Below are 18,152 nucleotides of genomic sequence, written 5' to 3' on the forward strand. Positions count from 1 at the left end.
TTTAAAAATTTCATACTTTATTATATATTTAATTTTTAATTATTTAATTAATACGTTTTATAACGTATTAATCGTTTTTGTTTATAGTTAGATATATAGATTATTTCTATAACAATAGATATGTCTATTTTTATAAAAAATAGTAACTTTATATAAAAAGAAATTATAATTAATTGTTAGTTACAATAATTTTATATATAAGTAATTCATTTATAAAAAATTTATTTATTTATTTACTTAGATTTTACTAAAATTTTATTAAATGTAGTTTTATTTAAAGAAGCATTTCCAATTAAACAACCATCTATATTTTTTTTTTTTAAAAAATAACTTATATTTTCTTCGTTAACAGATCCTCCATAAATTGTAAAAAAATTATTTACATTAAAATCTTGAATTTTAATAACGTAGTTTTTTATAAAAGTATGTATTTTTTGAATTATGTCGGGATTAGCAGATTTTTTAGATCCAATTGACCAAATGGGTTCGTAAGCAATAATAGAATTATTGAATATAGTTTTGTTTTTTTTATCTATATTAGCAATAGCATTTAATTGATTTAATATTATTTCTTCTGTTTTTCCATAATCTTTTTCTAATTGATTTTCTCCAAGACATAAAATAGGAGTGATATTTTTTTGTTTGGATAAAATAAATTTTTTTGCAATAATATCATTGTTTTCTGAGTGATAGTGACGTCGTTCTGCATGTCCTAGTATAGTGTATTGTATATTAATGTCAGATAACATATTTACTGATGTTTCTCCAGTATACGCTCCATAGTTATGAATATCTATATTTTGCGCTGATATTTTACAGTTAATATTTAATTTTGACACTAGTTCTTGAGCATAATTTAAATAAATAGTTGGAAGAGCTAATATAGTTAAATTTTTTTTCATTTTTAATGATTTTTCTTTTATAAATTTAAAAAACGAATTTAACTTATTTTTTGTTCCATTTAATTTCCAGTTTCCTATAATTATAGGTAATGTGGGGTTTTTTTTCATTTTTTTGAAGGAATTTAGAAGTTGTGTATAGTTAGAAAAACTAAATTGCCATTTTAGCAAGTAGCAATTTAGTTGTATAGAAAAATGAAATATAAAATAAAATATTTCATTTTAAATAGCATTTAATACTATTAATCAAATAATTTAAGATTATGTAGTTTGATTCTAATAAATGTAACAATAGAATATTATAACCAATATTTAATTGTTTAAGTGCAATTTACTCATTATTTTTTGCAGCTTTAAACGCTTCCATCATAGCGTTTGAAAACTTTTCTTTTTTCGCTGCATTAGAGTGTATATCATCAGTGCTTTCTTTTTTCAATGTATTTTTATTTTGAACGATAGTTAAATAAACAGTTCTATGTTTTTTATCTACATTATTTATTTTTGTGGAAATAATGTCATTAATTTTGTATTGAATAATATTTATCTTATTATTTTTTTCAGGTAATTCAAATAATTTTACGATTCCAGTAATATTATGTTTCATTTTTGTAATAAATCGTGTTTCTTCTATTTTTTTTATTTCTGTTATAAAAGTACCATTTTTTTTCTTTAATTTTAAATAAAAATTTAGAGGATCTTCTTGCAATTGTTTTATTCCTAGAGATATTCTTTCTCTTTCAGGATCTACTTGAAGTACAATTGCTGTTATTTCTTCTCCTTTTTTATAGTTTTTAATGGTTTCTTCTCCAGAAGAATTCCAATCTATATCTGATAAATGTACCAGTCCATCTATTCCACCTGGAAGACCAATGAATATTCCAAAATCAGTAATAGATTTTATTTTTCCTATTACTTTAGTTCCTTTTTTGTGAATTTCTGAAAAGTTTTTCCATGGATTTTTTTTACATTGTTTTATACCTAGAGATATTCTTCTTCTTTCTTCGTCTATATCTAGTACCATAATTTCTACAATATCATTTACATTAACTACTTTAGAAGGATGTATATTTTTATTAGTCCAATCCATTTCAGAAACATGAACTAATCCTTCAATTCCTTCTTCTATTTCAACAAAACATCCGTAATCTGTTAAATTGGTTACTCTTCCTTTTAAAATAGTTTTTTCTGGATAACGATTAGAAATAGCTATCCATGGGTCTTCTCCTAGTTGTTTTAGTCCTAATGAAACACGGGTTTTTTCACGGTCAAATTTTAGAATCTTAACTGATATTTCATCTCCGATACTAACTATTTCGTTAGGATGTTTAACTCTTTTCCAGGACATATCTGTTATGTGTAGTAATCCATCAACTCCTCCTAAATCTACAAAAGCACCATATTCAGTTAAATTTTTAACTATTCCTTTTACTTTAAGTCCTTCTTGTAGTTTTTCTAATAGTTGATTTCTTTCGGCGCTATTTTCATATTCAATAACTGCTCTTCTAGAAACTACTACATTGTTTCGTTTTTTATCTAGTTTTATTACTTTAAAGTCTAAGTTTTTTCCTTCTAAATGCATGGTATCTCTTACTGGTCTTACGTCAACCAATGAACCTGGTAAAAAAGCTCTAATTTCATCTAGAGAAACTGTAAATCCACCTTTTACTTTACCATCTATTGTTCCATTAATAGTTTTCTTCTCTTTAAAAGATTGTTCTAATAATAACCAAGATTCATGTCTTTTTGCTTTTTCTCTAGATAATATTGTTTCTCCAAACCCGTCTTCTATCGTATCTAGCGAAACATCAGTAAGATCTCCTATAGATATATCTAATTCTCCTTTTTTGTTTTTAAATTGTTCGATAGGAATAGAAGATTCAGATTTTAATCCAGCATCTACTATAACGGAATCTTTACCTATAGATATAATTGTTCCTTTTAGTATAGATCCAGGAGCAGTTTTTATTTTTTGAAAAGATTCTTCAAGTAATTGAGAAAATGTTTCAGTCATATTATATATGTATATATAGATTATTTAATCTCTACAATTTCCGTATTTTTATTAAGATATAGTACATTTTTCTAAAAAATTTCCATTTTTTAGGGCTATTTATATAATTTATTATAAATTAAATTTAGATTTAACATATTTCATTGAAATGTTAAACATTTCAGTTGTATTAATATAACTTGTATCTAATATTATAGCATTTTTTGATGGTTTCAAAGGAGATATTTTTCTAAAAATATCAAGATTATCTCTTTTTTGAATTTCATAATACGTTTTTTTAAAACTAGTAATTATTCCTCTTTTTCTTAATTGAAGCATTCTTCTGTAAGAACGAATTTTTAAATTTGATGTTAGAAAAAATTTAAGTTGAGAATCAGGAAAAACTACAGTTCCCATATCTCTTCCATTAGCTACTAAACCAGGGTTTAATCGGAATGATTTTTGAACATTTAATAATATACTTCGTATTTCTGGAATTTGTGATATTTTAGATGCAAGTATAGAAGTTTTTTCTGTAAAAATGTTATTTGTAATATCTTTTTTATTATAAATTACCTTAAATTTTTTTTTTCTTATAAATAAAAAGTAGTTTAATTTTTTTGCAATAACAATAACTTTGTTTGGTATAATATAAGAAGAACGTTGTAAATAAATGAGGGCAACTGCCCTGTATATAAAACCGGATTCTAGCGAAAACCATCCTATTTTTTTAGATATTTTTTTACATAAAGTACTTTTTCCTGACGCGCTTGTTCCATCAATAGTAATTACTGGAATATTCATAATAGTTAAATAGAATAAGTTTTAATTAAAAGATTATTGTTTTTTTTTATATAAGTATATATTAGATATATATATGTAAATATATTAAAATTTTAAAAATAGTATTTTAGATTTTATTATATAAATTAAAATAAATAAATTTTATTTATTATTATTTTAAATTAAAACCTAATTGTATAAAATTTTTTATTTTAAAAATAAAATGTTAGTTTTATATGTAGATTGTTAATAAGATAAATCTTATTTTCATAATATTTGCATAAGATATAAATATATATAAATATCTTGTAAAATATTATATGTTTAATTATAAAAACTTATTTTATTAAAAACAGAAAAATAATTTGGAAATGTTTTTGAAACACATTCTGGATCTATTATGTTAACTGATGTTTCTGATAGAGATATAAGAGAAAAACACATTGCTATTCTATGATCATTATATGTATTAATAGAAGATGTAATAAATTTTTTAGGAGGAGTAATAGAAATATAATCTTCACCTTCTATTACTATGGCACCAATTTTTCTTAATTCAGTAGACATTGCATGTAATCTATCTGTTTCTTTAACTCTCCAATTATATATGTTTCTGATAGTTGTTGTTCCATTAGCAAACAACGCTACCATAGCAATAGTCATTGCTGCATCAGGAATATCATTCATATCCATATCAATTCCACACAGTTTTCCTTTCGAACATTTTACAAAATTTTCTCCCCAAAATATTATAGCTCCCATTTTTTGAAGTACGTTAATAAATCTAATGTCTCCTTGTATACTATTTCTATATATGTTATTTAAAACAATATTTTTACCTTTAATAGCTGCAGCTGCTAGAAAATAAGTAGCTGAAGATAAATCACTTTCTATGTAGTAAGTTCCTGGACTACGGTAAGTTTGTTGTCCTTTAATATAAAACGTTTTATAATTCTCATGTTTTATTTTTATTCCAAAATGTTGAATGATATTTAATGTCATTTTAATATAGGGAATTGATACTAATTTTTTCTTTACTGTAATAGTAGTGTCATTAATGGCTAGTGGAGATGCTATCAAAAGTGCTGATAAATATTGGCTAGAAATATTCCCACGTATTGAAATTTTTCCTCCAACAAATCCTCCTTTTGTTTGTACTGGTGGAAATCCTTCTTTTTTTTGTATATATTTAATTTTAGCTCCTCCTTGTTTTAGACAGTCAACTAAATCTCCTATAGGACGTTCTTGCATTCTTTCATCACCTGTAATAACAAAATCATTATTAACTAAAGATAAAACAGCAACTAAAGATCTTATAGCTGTTCCTGCGTTTCCTAAAAATATAGATGATTTTTTATTATTTTTAAAATCAATTCCATTTCCATATATATGACAAATAGAGTTTTTTTTTTCTAAAATGTAATGTACACCTAAATTTTTTAAAGCTAAAAGCATGAATTGTGTATCATGACTATCTAATAAATTTATTAAACTAGTTTTTCCGTTAGAAATCGCAGAAATAAGAAGTGCTCTATTGGAAATGCTTTTTGAACCAGGTAAATCTATTTTTCCTTGAACGTAAGCAATAGGTTTTATAGTTAAAGATGTTTTCATATAGTAAATTTCCTAGAAAAAATTATTTGTATATATTAAGTATTGTTTATTATTTACATAATAATTAATTAAACTATCCATATTTTTTTTCAAAATATTTCATGTATGAAGATAGTTTTTTTACTCCATTAAAAGTCATAGCATTATAAATAGAAGCGCGCATACCACCTATTAAAGAATGTCCTTTCAAAAATAAAAGACCATTTTTATGTGTTTTTTTTAAAAATAGTTCATTCAATTTTTCATCTTTTAAAAAAAACGAAATATTCATAGATGATCTATTTTTTTTATCAATAAAATTAGTGTATAGAGAACTATCATCTATTGTTTTGTACAAAAGATTAGATTTTTTTTCATTTATTTTTTCTATTTCTGCAATTCCTCCTATTTTTTTTATCCATTTAAATACCAAACCTGCTACGTATAAAGAAAAAGTAACAGGAGTATTAAACATGGATTTATTTTTTAAAATATTTCTATAATTTAAAACAGATGGACAATGTTCATGGCATTTTTTAATTAAATCTTCTCGTATAATAACTATTGTTATACCAGATGGTCCTATGTTTTTTTGAGCACTGGCATATATCATTCCGTAATCTTTAATATTTATTTTTCTAGATAGAATACTTGAAGAAAAGTCAGCTATTACTGCAATGGATTTATTAAAATTTGGTCTTTCGTATATAGCAATACCTTCTATTGTTTCATTGTGACAATAGTGAATATAAGACGTTTTATCATTGATATTCCATTCTTTCATTGGTGAAATAGAATATTTTCCGTCTCTTATTTTACGTACATTTATTAATTTAGAAGAGCATAAACGTTGAGATTCTGTAAAAGCACTTTTAGACCAGTAACCACTATTAATGTAGTTTGCGGTTTGAGTTGTATTCAATAAATTCATAGGAATAGCGTAAAATTGAGCTCTTGCTCCTCCAGAACAAAATAATATTTTGTAGTTTTCAGGTATATTCATTATTTTTTTTAAATTTTTTTTTGCTGTTTCAAACATATCAACAAAATCTTTAAAACGATGACTTATTTCAATAATAGAAACTCCTAAATTATTCCAATTGTGAATATTTTTAGAAATAGTATTTAATACTTTTCTCGGAATCATAGCTGGTCCAGCACTAAAATTATAAATTTTACTATTCATTTCTTTCTCATCTAATGTTTAAATTGTAAAAATTATTAATTTAGATGTTAATCTAAAAAATTAAATATTAATTTAATTAATTTTTATTGTATAAATTTTAATCCATTCATATATTTTTCTTGCAAAACAGTAGGAACTTCTATTTTTCCGTCAGAATGTTGATAATTTTCGATAATGGCAGCCAATGTTCTTCCAACAGCTAATCCAGATGCGTTCAACGTGTGTAAAAAATTATTTTTTGATTTTTTTTTTCTAGAATATTTTAGATTAATTCTTCTCGATTGAAAATCTAACATATTAGAACAAGAAGATACTTCTATATATTTATCCATAGATGGAAACCAAACTTCTAAATCATAAGTTTTAGAAGCAGAAAAACCTAGATCTTGTGTGCATAGGAGAACTTTCCTATATGGTAGTTTTAATAGTCTCAATACTTTTTCTGCGTGATTAGTTATTACTTCTAAAGCTAAAGATGATTTTTTTGGATGGACGATTTGTACAATTTCTACTTTTTCAAATTGATGAGTTCGAATTAGCCCCTTTGTGTTTTGTCCATAAGAATAATTTTCTGATCGAAAACAAGGAGAATGAGCTGTTAATAAAATAGGTAATTCATTTTTATTAATTAGTTTATTTTTAAATAAGTTTACTAGTGGTACTTCTGAAGTTGGAATTAAAGAGTACTCTAATTTATTTTTATTTTTAGAATAAATATGAAAAAGTTCTTCGCTAAATTTGGGTAATTGTCCTGTTCCATATAAACAGTCTGAATTTACTATATAAGGAACATATATTTCTGAATATCCATGTTTTATTGTATGCAAATCTAACATAAATTGACCAAGTGCTCTATGAAGTAAAGCAATTTTATTCTTCATAACAATAAATTGAGAACCAGATATATTTAAATTTGGATTAGAATCAAATCCGAGAATATTATTACCAAGTTGAATGTGATTTTTAAATAGTATATTAGTTTTTTTATATTTATTCCCCCATTGGAATATTTCATGATTACTAGTATTATTTTTTCCTATTGGAGTATCTTTATGAGGTATATTAGGTATATTGAGGTAAAATTCTAAAATTATTTTTTTCAGAAAGGATAATTTTTTTTTATTATGTTGAATAGTATTATTAATATTCACCACTTTTTTTTTTAAATGTGAATTTTTTTTAGATATTAATTTAAAGCTTCCAATTAATCTTGAAAAATAATTTCGTTTTTTTTGAAGGGTTTCAGTATGTAATTGAAGAATTCTTCTTTTAGATTCTAACGTATTTATTTTATGTATATTTAAATTAAATCCACGGTTTTTTAATTTTTTTTTTATTAATTCAGGTTGAATACGAAATAAGATTGGATCTAACATTTTTTTTTACAAAAATAGAGTGAGTGTAGTTTGCGTTAAGTTTTAATTATTTGATTTCAATAATAAAAAAACGCAAACATGATTTTAAATGTTATTAAAAATTTTGTTAATAATTAACTATTACTTGAATTGCTTAGTCGTAGATCGTTAACTTCAGTTTTTTCTGGAATTACGAAATCAAATTTATTTGGTTCTACATCCCATTTGTTTTGGCTTCGGAATTCAAATATAATTCGTTCGCTGTTTTCATCTATGAACTCAACTCTTTTAATAATACCTTCTTCTGTTATGTTTATATTAATTTTTTTATAAGGTAAAAATTTTTCACTTAGAATCATATTAAATGCGTTATTTTTATGTTTGCTTATTATTGATTTTAGAAATGATGGATCATTTATCATAGATAGAATTTGTACATTTTTTTTCATATGTTCAAATGGTAAAATAGTTACGTTATGATCTTCTATATTAAAATGCCATACTGTTTTTCCATTAGATACTACTTTTACAGGACTAGGAGAATCTATATGAATATAAAATGTAGTTTTGTCTTTAATCCAAAGCTTTCCTTTAGAATCAAAAATTTGTTTTCCATCTTTATCTATTATTTTTTGTTTAAATTCTAAAAAGATATTTTTTAAATGATTTAATCGATTTTCTAAATCTAATTGTTTGTCGAATGCCATTGAAGATACTGATAATAATACTGCAAAGATAAACAACAATATTTTATTCATTTTTTTGTCCTAAAATCAGTTAAAAAAAAAGATATGGTGTTTTCATATTTATATGAGTTTAAATTAAATATTTTTATTTAGAATAAACATATAGTTTATATTAGGATTTTAAATATGTATAGAAGATAAACTCATTTATTTGCGTTTAATTAGAATAACATATAAAATAATATTTCTATTAGAATTAATTGAAATAATATTATTATATATTAAAAAATAAATTTTTATATTTAAATTTTATAGTATATAAAATTTTGAAAATAAATAAAGTATTAAAAATAAATAAATTTTAAATTAGTCCAATATATGTATTTATAAAAGAAAAATGGAAACTAAAAATACTTCACTTCTTATACTAGGATCTGGTCCAGCTGGCTATACTGCTTCAATTTATGCATCTAGAGCTAATTTGTTTCCAATATTAATTACAGGAAATATAGTAGGAGGACAATTAACTACAACGTATACTATTGAAAACTGGCCGGGAGATTTTTCGACTTTAAGTGGAATAGATTTAATGGATAGAATGCATAAACATGCAAAGAAATTTAAAGTTGATATAATTAATGATGAAATTCTAGAAGTAGATTTTTTAACAAAACCATTTTATTTAATAGGACGAACGTTTTGTTATAGAACTGATGCATTAATTATAGCAACAGGTGCTTCTCCTCGGTATTTAGGGATAAGTTCTGAAAATAAGTTCAAAGGGAAAGGAGTATCAACTTGTGCTGTTTGTGATGGTTTTTTTTATGTAAAAAAAGATGTAGTAGTTATAGGAGGAGGTAATACTGCTGTAGAAGAAGCTTTATTTTTATCAAAAATAGCTAGAAAAGTTTTTATAGTACATAGAAATAAATATTTTAGTGCAGAAAGTATATTACTATATCAATTAAAAAAAAAAGTAAAAGAAAAAAAAATAATATTGTATACGAACTTTATAGTTGATGAAATTTTAGGAACAAAAGAAGAAGTTACTGGAATTAAAATAAAATCTAATATAAACAATAATGAATTTATTACTATAAATGTTGCAGCAGTTTTTATAGCTATAGGACATACTCCTAATACAAAAATATTCAAAAATCATTTAAAAATGAAAAATGAATATATTTCTGTGAACTTTGGAATACATAGTGGATTTACTAAAACTAGTACTGAAGGCATTTTTGCGGCAGGGGATGTAATTGACCATGTATACAGACAAGCTATTACTTCTTCAGCAACAGGATGTATGGCTGCTTTAGATGCTGAAAAGTATTTAAATGCAAAAAAATAAAATATTTTTTTCGATATCATTCAGTATAAATTATAGATAAACTTACATTTTTTACTAAAAAAATTAACTTAAATTGTATATATGAAATATAAAATAAAAAATTTAAAAAAATAATTCATTTTCAATTTTTTAAAATTTTAGTAATAAATAACAACTTGAGATCAACTGAAAAATAATAGAGAACAAGTAAATTATGCACAAAAAAGATAATGTAGAAATGCAAGGAACTGTAATTGATACTTTACCTAATACCATGTTTCGAGTAAAACTAGAAAACGATCATATTATTATTGCTCATATATCAGGAAAAATGCGAAAAAATTACATTAGAATTCTTACTGGAGATAAGGTTACGGTAGAATTAACTCCATATGATATTTCTAAAGGAAGAATAATTTTTAGAAGTAGATAAATATATTAAATATTATTTAAATAATATTTAATATATACAATATATTTTAAATAGTAATGTTTTCTTATTTTGAATAAAAAAGAATTTTACAGGTTTATTAATAAAAATTATTAAATATATTAATTGTTTTAAAAAATAATGTTTATTAATATGACAAAAAAAAATTTATATGCTAATTTCGAAAAATATGATTTATTTTTATTAACGTATTAAACACATATATGTTTTATAGATTGAAGAGAAGTTATATGCGTACAAAATATTGTGGAGATTTATGTTTGATAGATATAGATACATCAGTTATTTTATGTGGATGGGTTGATAAAATTAGAAATTTTGGAAGTTTTTTGTTTTTAGATTTAAGAGATAATAAAGGAATAGTTCAAATCTTTATAGATAAGAAAAATAAAAATCTGTATCAAGAATTTTCTATTTTAAAAAATGAATATTGTATTAAAGTTCATGGTATTGTAAAGAAAAGATTGGACAAAAATATTAATTTAAACTTAAATACTGGAAAAATAGAAGTATTAGCAAAAAAAATATATGTATTTAATGAATCTAAGTCATTTCCTTTAGATTATTACCATACATATAGTGAAGAAAAAAGATTTTTATTTCGTTATTTAGATCTTAGAAATAAAAAAAATATAAATATTTTTAAAATTAGAAGTAAAATAGTATATTTATTACACCATTTTCTGCAAAGTCATAAATTTATAAATGTAGAAACTCCAATTCTGACAAAAGTAATGAATGAAGGATCAAGAAACTATTTAGTTGCTAGTAGAATACATATTAATAAATTTTACGCTCTATCTCAATCTCCTCAAATATATAAACAACTTCTTATGATATCAGGATTTGACCGTTATTATCAGATAACTAAATGTTTTAGAGATGAAGATTTGCGTTCAGATCGACAACCAGAATTTACGCAACTAGATGTGGAAATGTCATTTATGCATGTAAAAAAAGTTCGTTTAATTATGGAAAAAATGATTCGGAATTTATGGAAAAAAGTTTTAAAAATTCGGTTAGATAAGTTTCCGACAATTACTTTTAATCATGCAATAGAAAAATATGGATCTGATAAACCGGATTTAAGAAATCCATTATTATTAACAAATTTAACTTTTCTACTAAAAAAAAATAAAAAATTTTTTTTATTTTTTAATATTAAAGAGGAAAAAAATTATAAAATAGTCGGACTTTGTGTTCCACATAAAAAATACTTTAGTAGGAAAATAATAGAAAAATATAATTTATTGGTTGCTAAATTCACTAAATCACAATTAATTTTTATACGAATAATTAATATGCAATTAGGATTAAATGGAATTAAAAGTTCTCATAAAAATATAATAGATGCAAAAATTTTGAAACAAATAATTAATGAAACAAAAGCAAAAAACGGAGATATTATATTTTTAATGATAGAAAAATGTGCTTTAGTTAGTACTATTTTTGGAGTTTTAAGAAAAAAAATTGGTGAAGAATTAAATTTAATAAGTAAAAAAGATTGGAAGCCAGTTTGGATTATAAATTTTCCATTATTTAATAAAGATATTAAAAATAATTTAGTTTCTGTTCATCATCCGTTTACTTCTTTTAAAAATACTAAAAAAAATTTAGATCTGTTGGATTCTTATCCTGAAAAAATTATTTCTGAAGCTTATGATTTAGTAATAAACGGATATGAAGCAGGTGGTGGTTCTGTTAGAATAAACAGTACATGTATACAAGATAAAATTTTTAATCTTCTAGGAATTTCAAAAAAGATAAAAGAAGAACAGTTTGGTTTTTTTTTAAAAGCCTTAGATTTTGGAACGCCCCCTCATGCTGGAATGGCTTTTGGTTTAGATAGAATTGTCATGCTCATGACGAATTCAAAAAATATAAAAGATGTTATTGCTTTTCCAAAGACAACCTCTGCTTATTGTTTAACAACAGGTGCACCTAATAAAATTATTTAGTAATTTAACAAAATCAAATAAATTTAAGAATATTAAATTTATTGAACAGTAGCAATTAGTTTAACCTATAATAAAAAATTAAAAATATATTATTTTTTTAAATGTATATCAAGTATTTAAAAGTTTGAGTTTTAAATTTAATTAAATATTTAATCATATAAAATAAAAAATAATATTAAAAGTATAAATAAAAAATCGCTTTAGTAGTACTATTTATAATAGTAGAAGATAATGCATTGATAAGAAATATAATTTAAATTGTTAAAACGGTAAGATTAAATAGAGTAATTACGTAATAATTATATTTTATATAAAGATAATAAAAGAAAATTTTTTTTTTATTTAATAGTTTGAAATATATAAAAAATAATTTTATTCAAAAGTCAATTTAATGTTTTTTAATCAAAAATATTAATATGTTATAAAAACAAATTCTAACTATAAAGTAATTACTTACTGTTTATTTTTTTTTGCAGTGTAAATGTTTAATACAAGATTAGTATTACAATCATTTTTTTTTATTTTTCATATATATAGATATAAATCTCAACATGTCTATTGATAAATAAAACAATTAATTATATAGAATACATTATTAATATTAATTTTTAAAAATTAAATTAATAATAGTTTACTTATACTAAAAAAAAGTTTTTAGTGTTAAATATAACAATTGTTACTTTATTTAAAAAAATGTGAAAGTTAAATTTTTTTTAAAAAAAATTGTTTAAAACTTTATTTATTTAAAAGAAGCGATTTTTATTAAGAAAAATTATAAGAGGTATTTTCTACTAATAATCTTGGGTTATTCCATCTGATTAAGTAGTATTTAATTTTAATAAAAATGTTAATCAACTTAAATGTTAATTTAAAGAATTAAACAATGAATATACATACTATTAAATATTTGAAATTTTTAAATTTTGCAAATTAAAGTATTTTTTATTTTTATGTAATTAAAAATTATGACTTTTTATTTTTTGTATTAAATGTATCTATTTTATAAATATAAAATATATTAATAAATTGTATAGACGGATTATTTTCTATATAAAGGATTTACATATATTTTATATTTACGATTATTAACATAATTAAATTGAATTTAAAAACAATATTGTTGTAAACATTTTTTACATTGATATTTCTAAAACTTTAGAAGAATAAATTTTTTTAAAATTATAAGTTTCTTCTAATGCAATAATAACTACTAGACTTCCCGAAATTATTAGATTTTTAGATAGTAAAAATGCAATAGCTTGATTTTCTTCTTTTACTTCATTATTTACTTTTTTAAAAAATATAGGAATAACACCTCTATATAATGCCATTAAATTTAAATCTCGTAAATTATCAGTTAACGAAAAAATAGGTAATTTAGACGTTATTCTAGAAGCCATGATAGATATTTGTTTAGAACGGGTAAGATTAATTATAGATGATACTCCTTTTAAGTGACTAGCAGTATACATTGATGACATAGCGATCGCTTCTTTTATACAATTAAATTGTGTGTTCAAACGATGTTTCGAAGTATTTAAAATTGGTATTTTTTCTGCCCCTTGACATATTTCAGACATAGAAATTACAGTTTCTACTGGATTCTTTCCAGAAGCAGTTTCAGCTGATAACATAACTGCATCGGTTCCATCTAAAACTGCATTAGCTACGTCCATTACTTCCGCTCTTGTAGGGATAGAATTAGTGATCATAGATTCCATCATTTGGGTAGCCGTAATTACAATCTTATTTAATTGACGAGTTCTTTTTATTAATTTTTTTTGAACTCCTGCTAGTTCTGGGTCGCTAATTTCTACACCTAAATCTCCTCGAGCTACCATAATAGCATCTGAGTTATTAATTATTTCATCTATTATATTTTGGTTAGAAACTACTTCTGCTCTTTCTATTTTTGCAATGACTTTTGCACGACTTCCTGCTTTTTGTAGTAATAATTTTGTACGTAAGAGATCCGCAGAACATCTAGGGAAGGAAATTGCTAAATAATCTACTCCTAAGTTAGCTGCTAATTTTATATCTTTTTCATCTTTTTTTGTTAAACAATCAGCAGATAATCCACCTCCAAGTTTATTAATTCCTTTTTTATTAGAAAGAACTCCTCCTATTAATACTTTGGTAAATACTTTAGACAATTTTGTATTTAATACTTTTAACTTTATCTTGCCATCGTCTAACAAAAGAATATCATTTTTTTTTACTTCTTCAGATAATTTAGAGTATTCAACTTGAACTATTTTTTCATTTCCATGGTATTTTGAAAAATTATAATCCAATATAAAGCTATTTCCTTTTTTTAAGAAAATTTTTTTATTTTCGAACATACCTATTCTAATTTTTGGACCTTGCAAATCACCTAATATTGATAAATAACATCCCATTTCTTTCATAATTAGTTTAGCTTGTTCTACTCTATATTGATGTTCTTGACTATTGCCATGGGAAAAATTTAAACGTAGCACGTTAACACCATTTTGAATAATTTTTTTTAAATTGTCTTTTTTATCTGTAGAAGGACCTAATGTTGCAACAATTTTTGTTCTTCTAATACATTTCATAATGATAAAAGCCTATTGTTTATAAAGAATAAAATATACGGGTTAAAATTTCTTATATATGTAATATGTTTATATTAAAAAGAATAATTTTATTTAAAACTGTATTTATAATACATTTATTTTGAGTTTTTTTAAAGTTACTAATATTGAGATTATAACTAAAGATTGATTTATAAGGAACATTTTTAAGATGTAGTGAATGCTTACAAATTGTTAAGAGATATGTTAAAATTTGTTATAATAATTAAGTTAAAATCGAATCATCATGTATGTATGTAATTAGTAAAATACACTTAATATTTTAAATGTTAATATTATTGACAATAGATAGAATTGAACTAAAATAGTTAAACATTTTTAATAAAAAATGGTTTATTAGCAATAAAAATGCAAGTCTACTATGATTAGTAATCATTAAAAATTTTAAAATATAGTAATATTTTATTTAAATATAATTTAATAAAAAAATATAATAAAACTCTTTATATAGATGTTTTTAAATATAGGGATAAATTTAGTTCTTTCAAATTTGTATTTTAAATATTTTTTATATTACAAAGAAAAAAATAAGAATATTACAAATTAATTGTGTTTATCAGGATAAAATTTATGGTTTACAGTTCAGTAGAATTATATGACATTGTTATTTTTGGAGCTAAAGGTGATTTAGTTAGAAGAAAATTAATTCCTGCATTATACAGTTTAGAATGTAAACAACAAATACATGCACATACTCGCATCATTGCTGTAGGAAGAGCAAAATGGAGTAGTCGTGAATATTGTGATATGATAGAAAAAAATTTAATAACTTTTTTATCAAAAGAAATAGATTATTCAGTATTCAATAAATTTAAATCTAGATTTATTTTTTGTAATTTAGATGTTGCTGATCATTCTAATTTTTTTCTTTTAGAAGATATATTAAAAAAAAAAAATAGTAGATATATTTATTATTTAGCTATGCCGCATTATACGTTTAGCAACGTTTGTTTAGGACTAAAAAAGTTTAATCTTAATAATTATAGCTCTAGAGTTGTAGTTGAGAAACCTATAGGAACTTCTTTAAAAACGTCGAAGTTAATAAATAATGTATTAGGAACATATTTTAGAGAGAATCAAATTTTTAGAATAGACCATTATCTTGGAAAAGAAACTGTTTTAAATCTACTTTATTTTAGGTTTTCAAATTTTTTTATTTATAAAAATTGGAACAATTCAGTCATTGATAATGTACAAGTTACTTTATCGGAAGAAATTGGAATAGAGGGAAGGATTAATTTTTTTAGTAGTACTGGTCAAACACGAGATATGGTTCAAAGTCATTTACTTCAACTTTTAACTCTTATCACTATGTCTAGACCACATTCTTTAAATGCAGATAAAATTAGGGATGAAAAAGTAAAAATATTAAAAAGTTTAAAGCTAATTACTAAAAATAATGTTAAAAATAATATAGTTCTTGGACAATATGATTCTGGTTTTATTAATCACAAACCAGTTCAATCATATTTAAATGATTTAGGAAGTAAAAAAAATATAAGTGATACTGAAACGTTTATTGCTATAAAAGTAGAAATTGATAATGAGCAATGGAATGGAGTACCATTCTATATTAGAACAGGAAAAAGATTATTAAAAAAATGTTCAGAAATAGTAATAAATTTTAAAAACGATTCTACTAATACTTTTAATAAAACATTGTCTAGAAGAAACAGCAATCAATTAATTATTACTTTAGAACCTAATGAAGGATTAAAAATTAATTTTTTTAATAAAAAACCAGGTTTATATGATTCTAACGATTTAGTGACTGAATCTTTAAATTTTATTTATAAAGAAAGAAATAAAACATTTTTAAAAGATTATGAAAGATTATTTTTAGAAATTATAAAAGGAGATCAATCTTTATTTGTACGTCGAGATGAAGTGGAATTAGCATGGAGTTGGATAGATTCTATAATAGATGCGTGGAAAGATGTAAATTTAAAACCAATTTTATACCAATCAGGAAGTTGGGGACCAAATAATTCTGATGTTTTATTAAATAAAGATGGTAGATATTGGCATAATAATTAGTTTTAAAAAGAAAATTTTAATAAAAGATACTTATTTTTTATTTAACAATTTAAGTAAATATTAGTTATTTTAATATAAATAAAAAACTAATTATGGTTAATAAATTTGCGTTAATTTTAATAGAATATTAAAAAAAGATTTTATTTTGAAAAAATGTTTTAGATTAAAAACCATTCATGTAAAAAAGTGAACATTTATATCATAATAATACCAATAATATATATTGTGAGTATTTCGTATATATGCAAAATCAATTATATAAAATATACAAAAAATTAATTTAGCTAAAAAATATTTTTATGTTTTTAACGATTTTAAAATCATAAGAGGAATATGTATTTTATGATGAGAATCATTCTTTTTTTATTAACTAATATATCAGTTATGTTAGTTTTTGGATTTTTATTATTCATAGTAGGAATACAACAAAATAGTATCGAATCTTTAATGATAATGTCAGTATTATGTGGTTTTGGAGGTTCTTTTTTTTCTTTAATATTTTCTAAGTGGATAGCATTGCGTGCAGTTAACGGAATTTTGGTAAAGCAAGCAAAAACTGAGCAAGAAGAATGGTTAATTAAAACAATTCAAAAATATTCTAAAATAGTAGGAATAACAACTCCAGAAATATCTATTTATCCATCATTAGAAATCAATGCTTTTGCAACTGGACCTAGACGAAATTCTGCGTTGATTGCTGTAACAACTGGACTGTTGCAGAATATGAATAAAAGTGAAGCAGAAGCGGTTATTGCTCATGAAATTAGTCATATTGCTAATGGTGATATGGTCACTATGACTTTAATACAAGGAACTGTAAATACTTTTGTGATTTTTTTCTCAAGAATAGTGGCAACTATAGTTACTAATTTTATCTCTTCAAAAAAAAATGAAGATAATTTAAATACTAGTAATTATCCAATATTTTATTTTTTAGTTTCTATGTTTACTGAAATGGTATTTGGTGGAATAGCTACTATTATTATTATGTGGTTTTCTCGAAATCGTGAATTTTATGCGGATGCTGGAGCTGCTAAAATAGTTGGAATAGATAAAATGGTAGCTGCATTAAAAAAATTACAAATGCAAAATGACCAAATGAATAAAGGAATTTCTTCTGTTACTGCATTGTGCATACATGGTCAAGAAAGTTTTAATTTAGCAAAGATGTTTATGTCTCATCCACCATTACAGCAAAGAATAGAAGCTTTGTACAATAGAGATTATTTATAAAATAAAGGATTTAATCAGTCAAACACGATAATTTGA

The 18,152-nt window shown here is 23.0% G+C and carries 13 protein-coding genes; 5 read left to right on the top strand and 8 right to left on the bottom strand.

Annotated features, from left to right (window positions below):
- Positions 1–233: 233 nt before the first annotated feature.
- From tpiA to lolA, 7 genes are all read right to left on the bottom strand, one after another.
- A complete protein-coding gene (gene tpiA, locus AB4W63_RS01240; RefSeq protein ID WP_367680794.1) occupies positions 234–1,010 on the bottom strand; it encodes a triose-phosphate isomerase in 777 nt (258 codons plus the stop codon).
- A 220-nt stretch (positions 1,011–1,230) separates the two neighbouring features.
- Positions 1,231–2,910: a 30S ribosomal protein S1 gene (gene rpsA / locus AB4W63_RS01245; RefSeq protein ID WP_367680795.1), complete on the bottom strand. Its 1,680-nt coding sequence runs from the start codon at positions 2,908–2,910 to the stop codon at positions 1,231–1,233.
- Between the two features lie 111 nt (positions 2,911–3,021).
- Complete coding sequence (gene cmk, locus AB4W63_RS01250; protein ID WP_367680796.1) at positions 3,022–3,693, bottom strand: (d)CMP kinase; 672 nt, start codon at positions 3,691–3,693, stop codon at positions 3,022–3,024.
- Positions 3,694–3,996: 303 nt separating this feature from the next.
- Positions 3,997–5,286, bottom strand: coding sequence for a 3-phosphoshikimate 1-carboxyvinyltransferase (gene aroA / locus AB4W63_RS01255; RefSeq protein WP_367680797.1), 1,290 nt, complete (start codon positions 5,284–5,286; stop codon positions 3,997–3,999).
- Positions 5,287–5,359: 73 nt separating this feature from the next.
- Entirely contained in the window at positions 5,360–6,451 is a 1,092-nt protein-coding gene (gene serC / locus AB4W63_RS01260; protein WP_367680798.1) for a 3-phosphoserine/phosphohydroxythreonine transaminase, read from the bottom strand.
- Between the two features lie 83 nt (positions 6,452–6,534).
- Positions 6,535–7,827 (bottom strand): serine--tRNA ligase, encoded by a 1,293-nt coding sequence (serS, locus tag AB4W63_RS01265; RefSeq protein WP_367680799.1) that lies wholly within the window; start codon positions 7,825–7,827, stop codon positions 6,535–6,537.
- 113 nt (positions 7,828–7,940) lie between these two features.
- Positions 7,941–8,564: an outer membrane lipoprotein chaperone LolA gene (gene lolA, locus AB4W63_RS01270; RefSeq protein WP_367680800.1), complete on the bottom strand. Its 624-nt coding sequence runs from the start codon at positions 8,562–8,564 to the stop codon at positions 7,941–7,943.
- A gap of 325 nt (positions 8,565–8,889) precedes the next feature.
- Here lolA and trxB point away from each other — a divergent pair, with 325 nt between their 5' ends.
- The 3 genes from trxB (at position 8,890) to aspS (ending at position 12,231) form a co-directional block, all read left to right on the top strand.
- Positions 8,890–9,843 (top strand): thioredoxin-disulfide reductase, encoded by a 954-nt coding sequence (gene trxB, locus AB4W63_RS01275; RefSeq protein WP_367680801.1) that lies wholly within the window; start codon positions 8,890–8,892, stop codon positions 9,841–9,843.
- 193 nt (positions 9,844–10,036) lie between these two features.
- Complete coding sequence (infA, locus tag AB4W63_RS01280; RefSeq protein WP_367680802.1) at positions 10,037–10,255, top strand: translation initiation factor IF-1; 219 nt, start codon at positions 10,037–10,039, stop codon at positions 10,253–10,255.
- Between the two features lie 248 nt (positions 10,256–10,503).
- Positions 10,504–12,231 (top strand): aspartate--tRNA ligase, encoded by a 1,728-nt coding sequence (gene aspS, locus AB4W63_RS01285; RefSeq protein WP_367680803.1) that lies wholly within the window; start codon positions 10,504–10,506, stop codon positions 12,229–12,231.
- Between the two features lie 1,133 nt (positions 12,232–13,364).
- Here aspS and pyk read toward each other — a convergent pair.
- Entirely contained in the window at positions 13,365–14,810 is a 1,446-nt protein-coding gene (gene pyk, locus AB4W63_RS01290) for a pyruvate kinase (protein WP_367681200.1), read from the bottom strand.
- 606 nt (positions 14,811–15,416) lie between these two features.
- Here pyk and zwf point away from each other — a divergent pair.
- Complete coding sequence (zwf, locus tag AB4W63_RS01295; RefSeq protein WP_367680804.1) at positions 15,417–16,883, top strand: glucose-6-phosphate dehydrogenase; 1,467 nt, start codon at positions 15,417–15,419, stop codon at positions 16,881–16,883.
- 342 nt (positions 16,884–17,225) lie between these two features.
- Entirely contained in the window at positions 17,226–18,116 is an 891-nt protein-coding gene (htpX, locus tag AB4W63_RS01300; RefSeq protein ID WP_367680805.1) for a protease HtpX, read from the top strand.
- Positions 18,117–18,152 lie beyond the last annotated feature (36 nt).

The sequence above is a fragment of the Buchnera aphidicola (Anoecia corni) genome (genome assembly GCF_964056675.1).
Taxonomy (GTDB): Bacteria; Pseudomonadota; Gammaproteobacteria; order Enterobacterales; family Enterobacteriaceae; genus Buchnera_E; species Buchnera_E aphidicola_B.

Bases quoted from the DNA above. Each gene is read 5' to 3' on its own strand.
- tpiA (WP_367680794.1), bottom strand. From the start codon at position 1,010: ATGAAAAAAAACCCCACATTACCTATAATTATAGGAAACTGGAAATTA.
- rpsA (WP_367680795.1), bottom strand. From the start codon at position 2,910: ATGACTGAAACATTTTCTCAATTACTTGAAGAATCTTTTCAAAAAATA.
- cmk (WP_367680796.1), bottom strand. From the start codon at position 3,693: ATGAATATTCCAGTAATTACTATTGATGGAACAAGCGCGTCAGGAAAA.
- aroA (WP_367680797.1), bottom strand. From the start codon at position 5,286: ATGAAAACATCTTTAACTATAAAACCTATTGCTTACGTTCAAGGAAAA.
- serC (WP_367680798.1), bottom strand. From the start codon at position 6,451: ATGAATAGTAAAATTTATAATTTTAGTGCTGGACCAGCTATGATTCCG.
- serS (WP_367680799.1), bottom strand. From the start codon at position 7,827: ATGTTAGATCCAATCTTATTTCGTATTCAACCTGAATTAATAAAAAAA.
- lolA (WP_367680800.1), bottom strand. From the start codon at position 8,564: ATGAATAAAATATTGTTGTTTATCTTTGCAGTATTATTATCAGTATCT.
- trxB (WP_367680801.1), top strand. From the start codon at position 8,890: ATGGAAACTAAAAATACTTCACTTCTTATACTAGGATCTGGTCCAGCT.
- infA (WP_367680802.1), top strand. From the start codon at position 10,037: ATGCACAAAAAAGATAATGTAGAAATGCAAGGAACTGTAATTGATACT.
- aspS (WP_367680803.1), top strand. From the start codon at position 10,504: ATGCGTACAAAATATTGTGGAGATTTATGTTTGATAGATATAGATACA.
- zwf (WP_367680804.1), top strand. From the start codon at position 15,417: ATGGTTTACAGTTCAGTAGAATTATATGACATTGTTATTTTTGGAGCT.
- htpX (WP_367680805.1), top strand. From the start codon at position 17,226: ATGATGAGAATCATTCTTTTTTTATTAACTAATATATCAGTTATGTTA.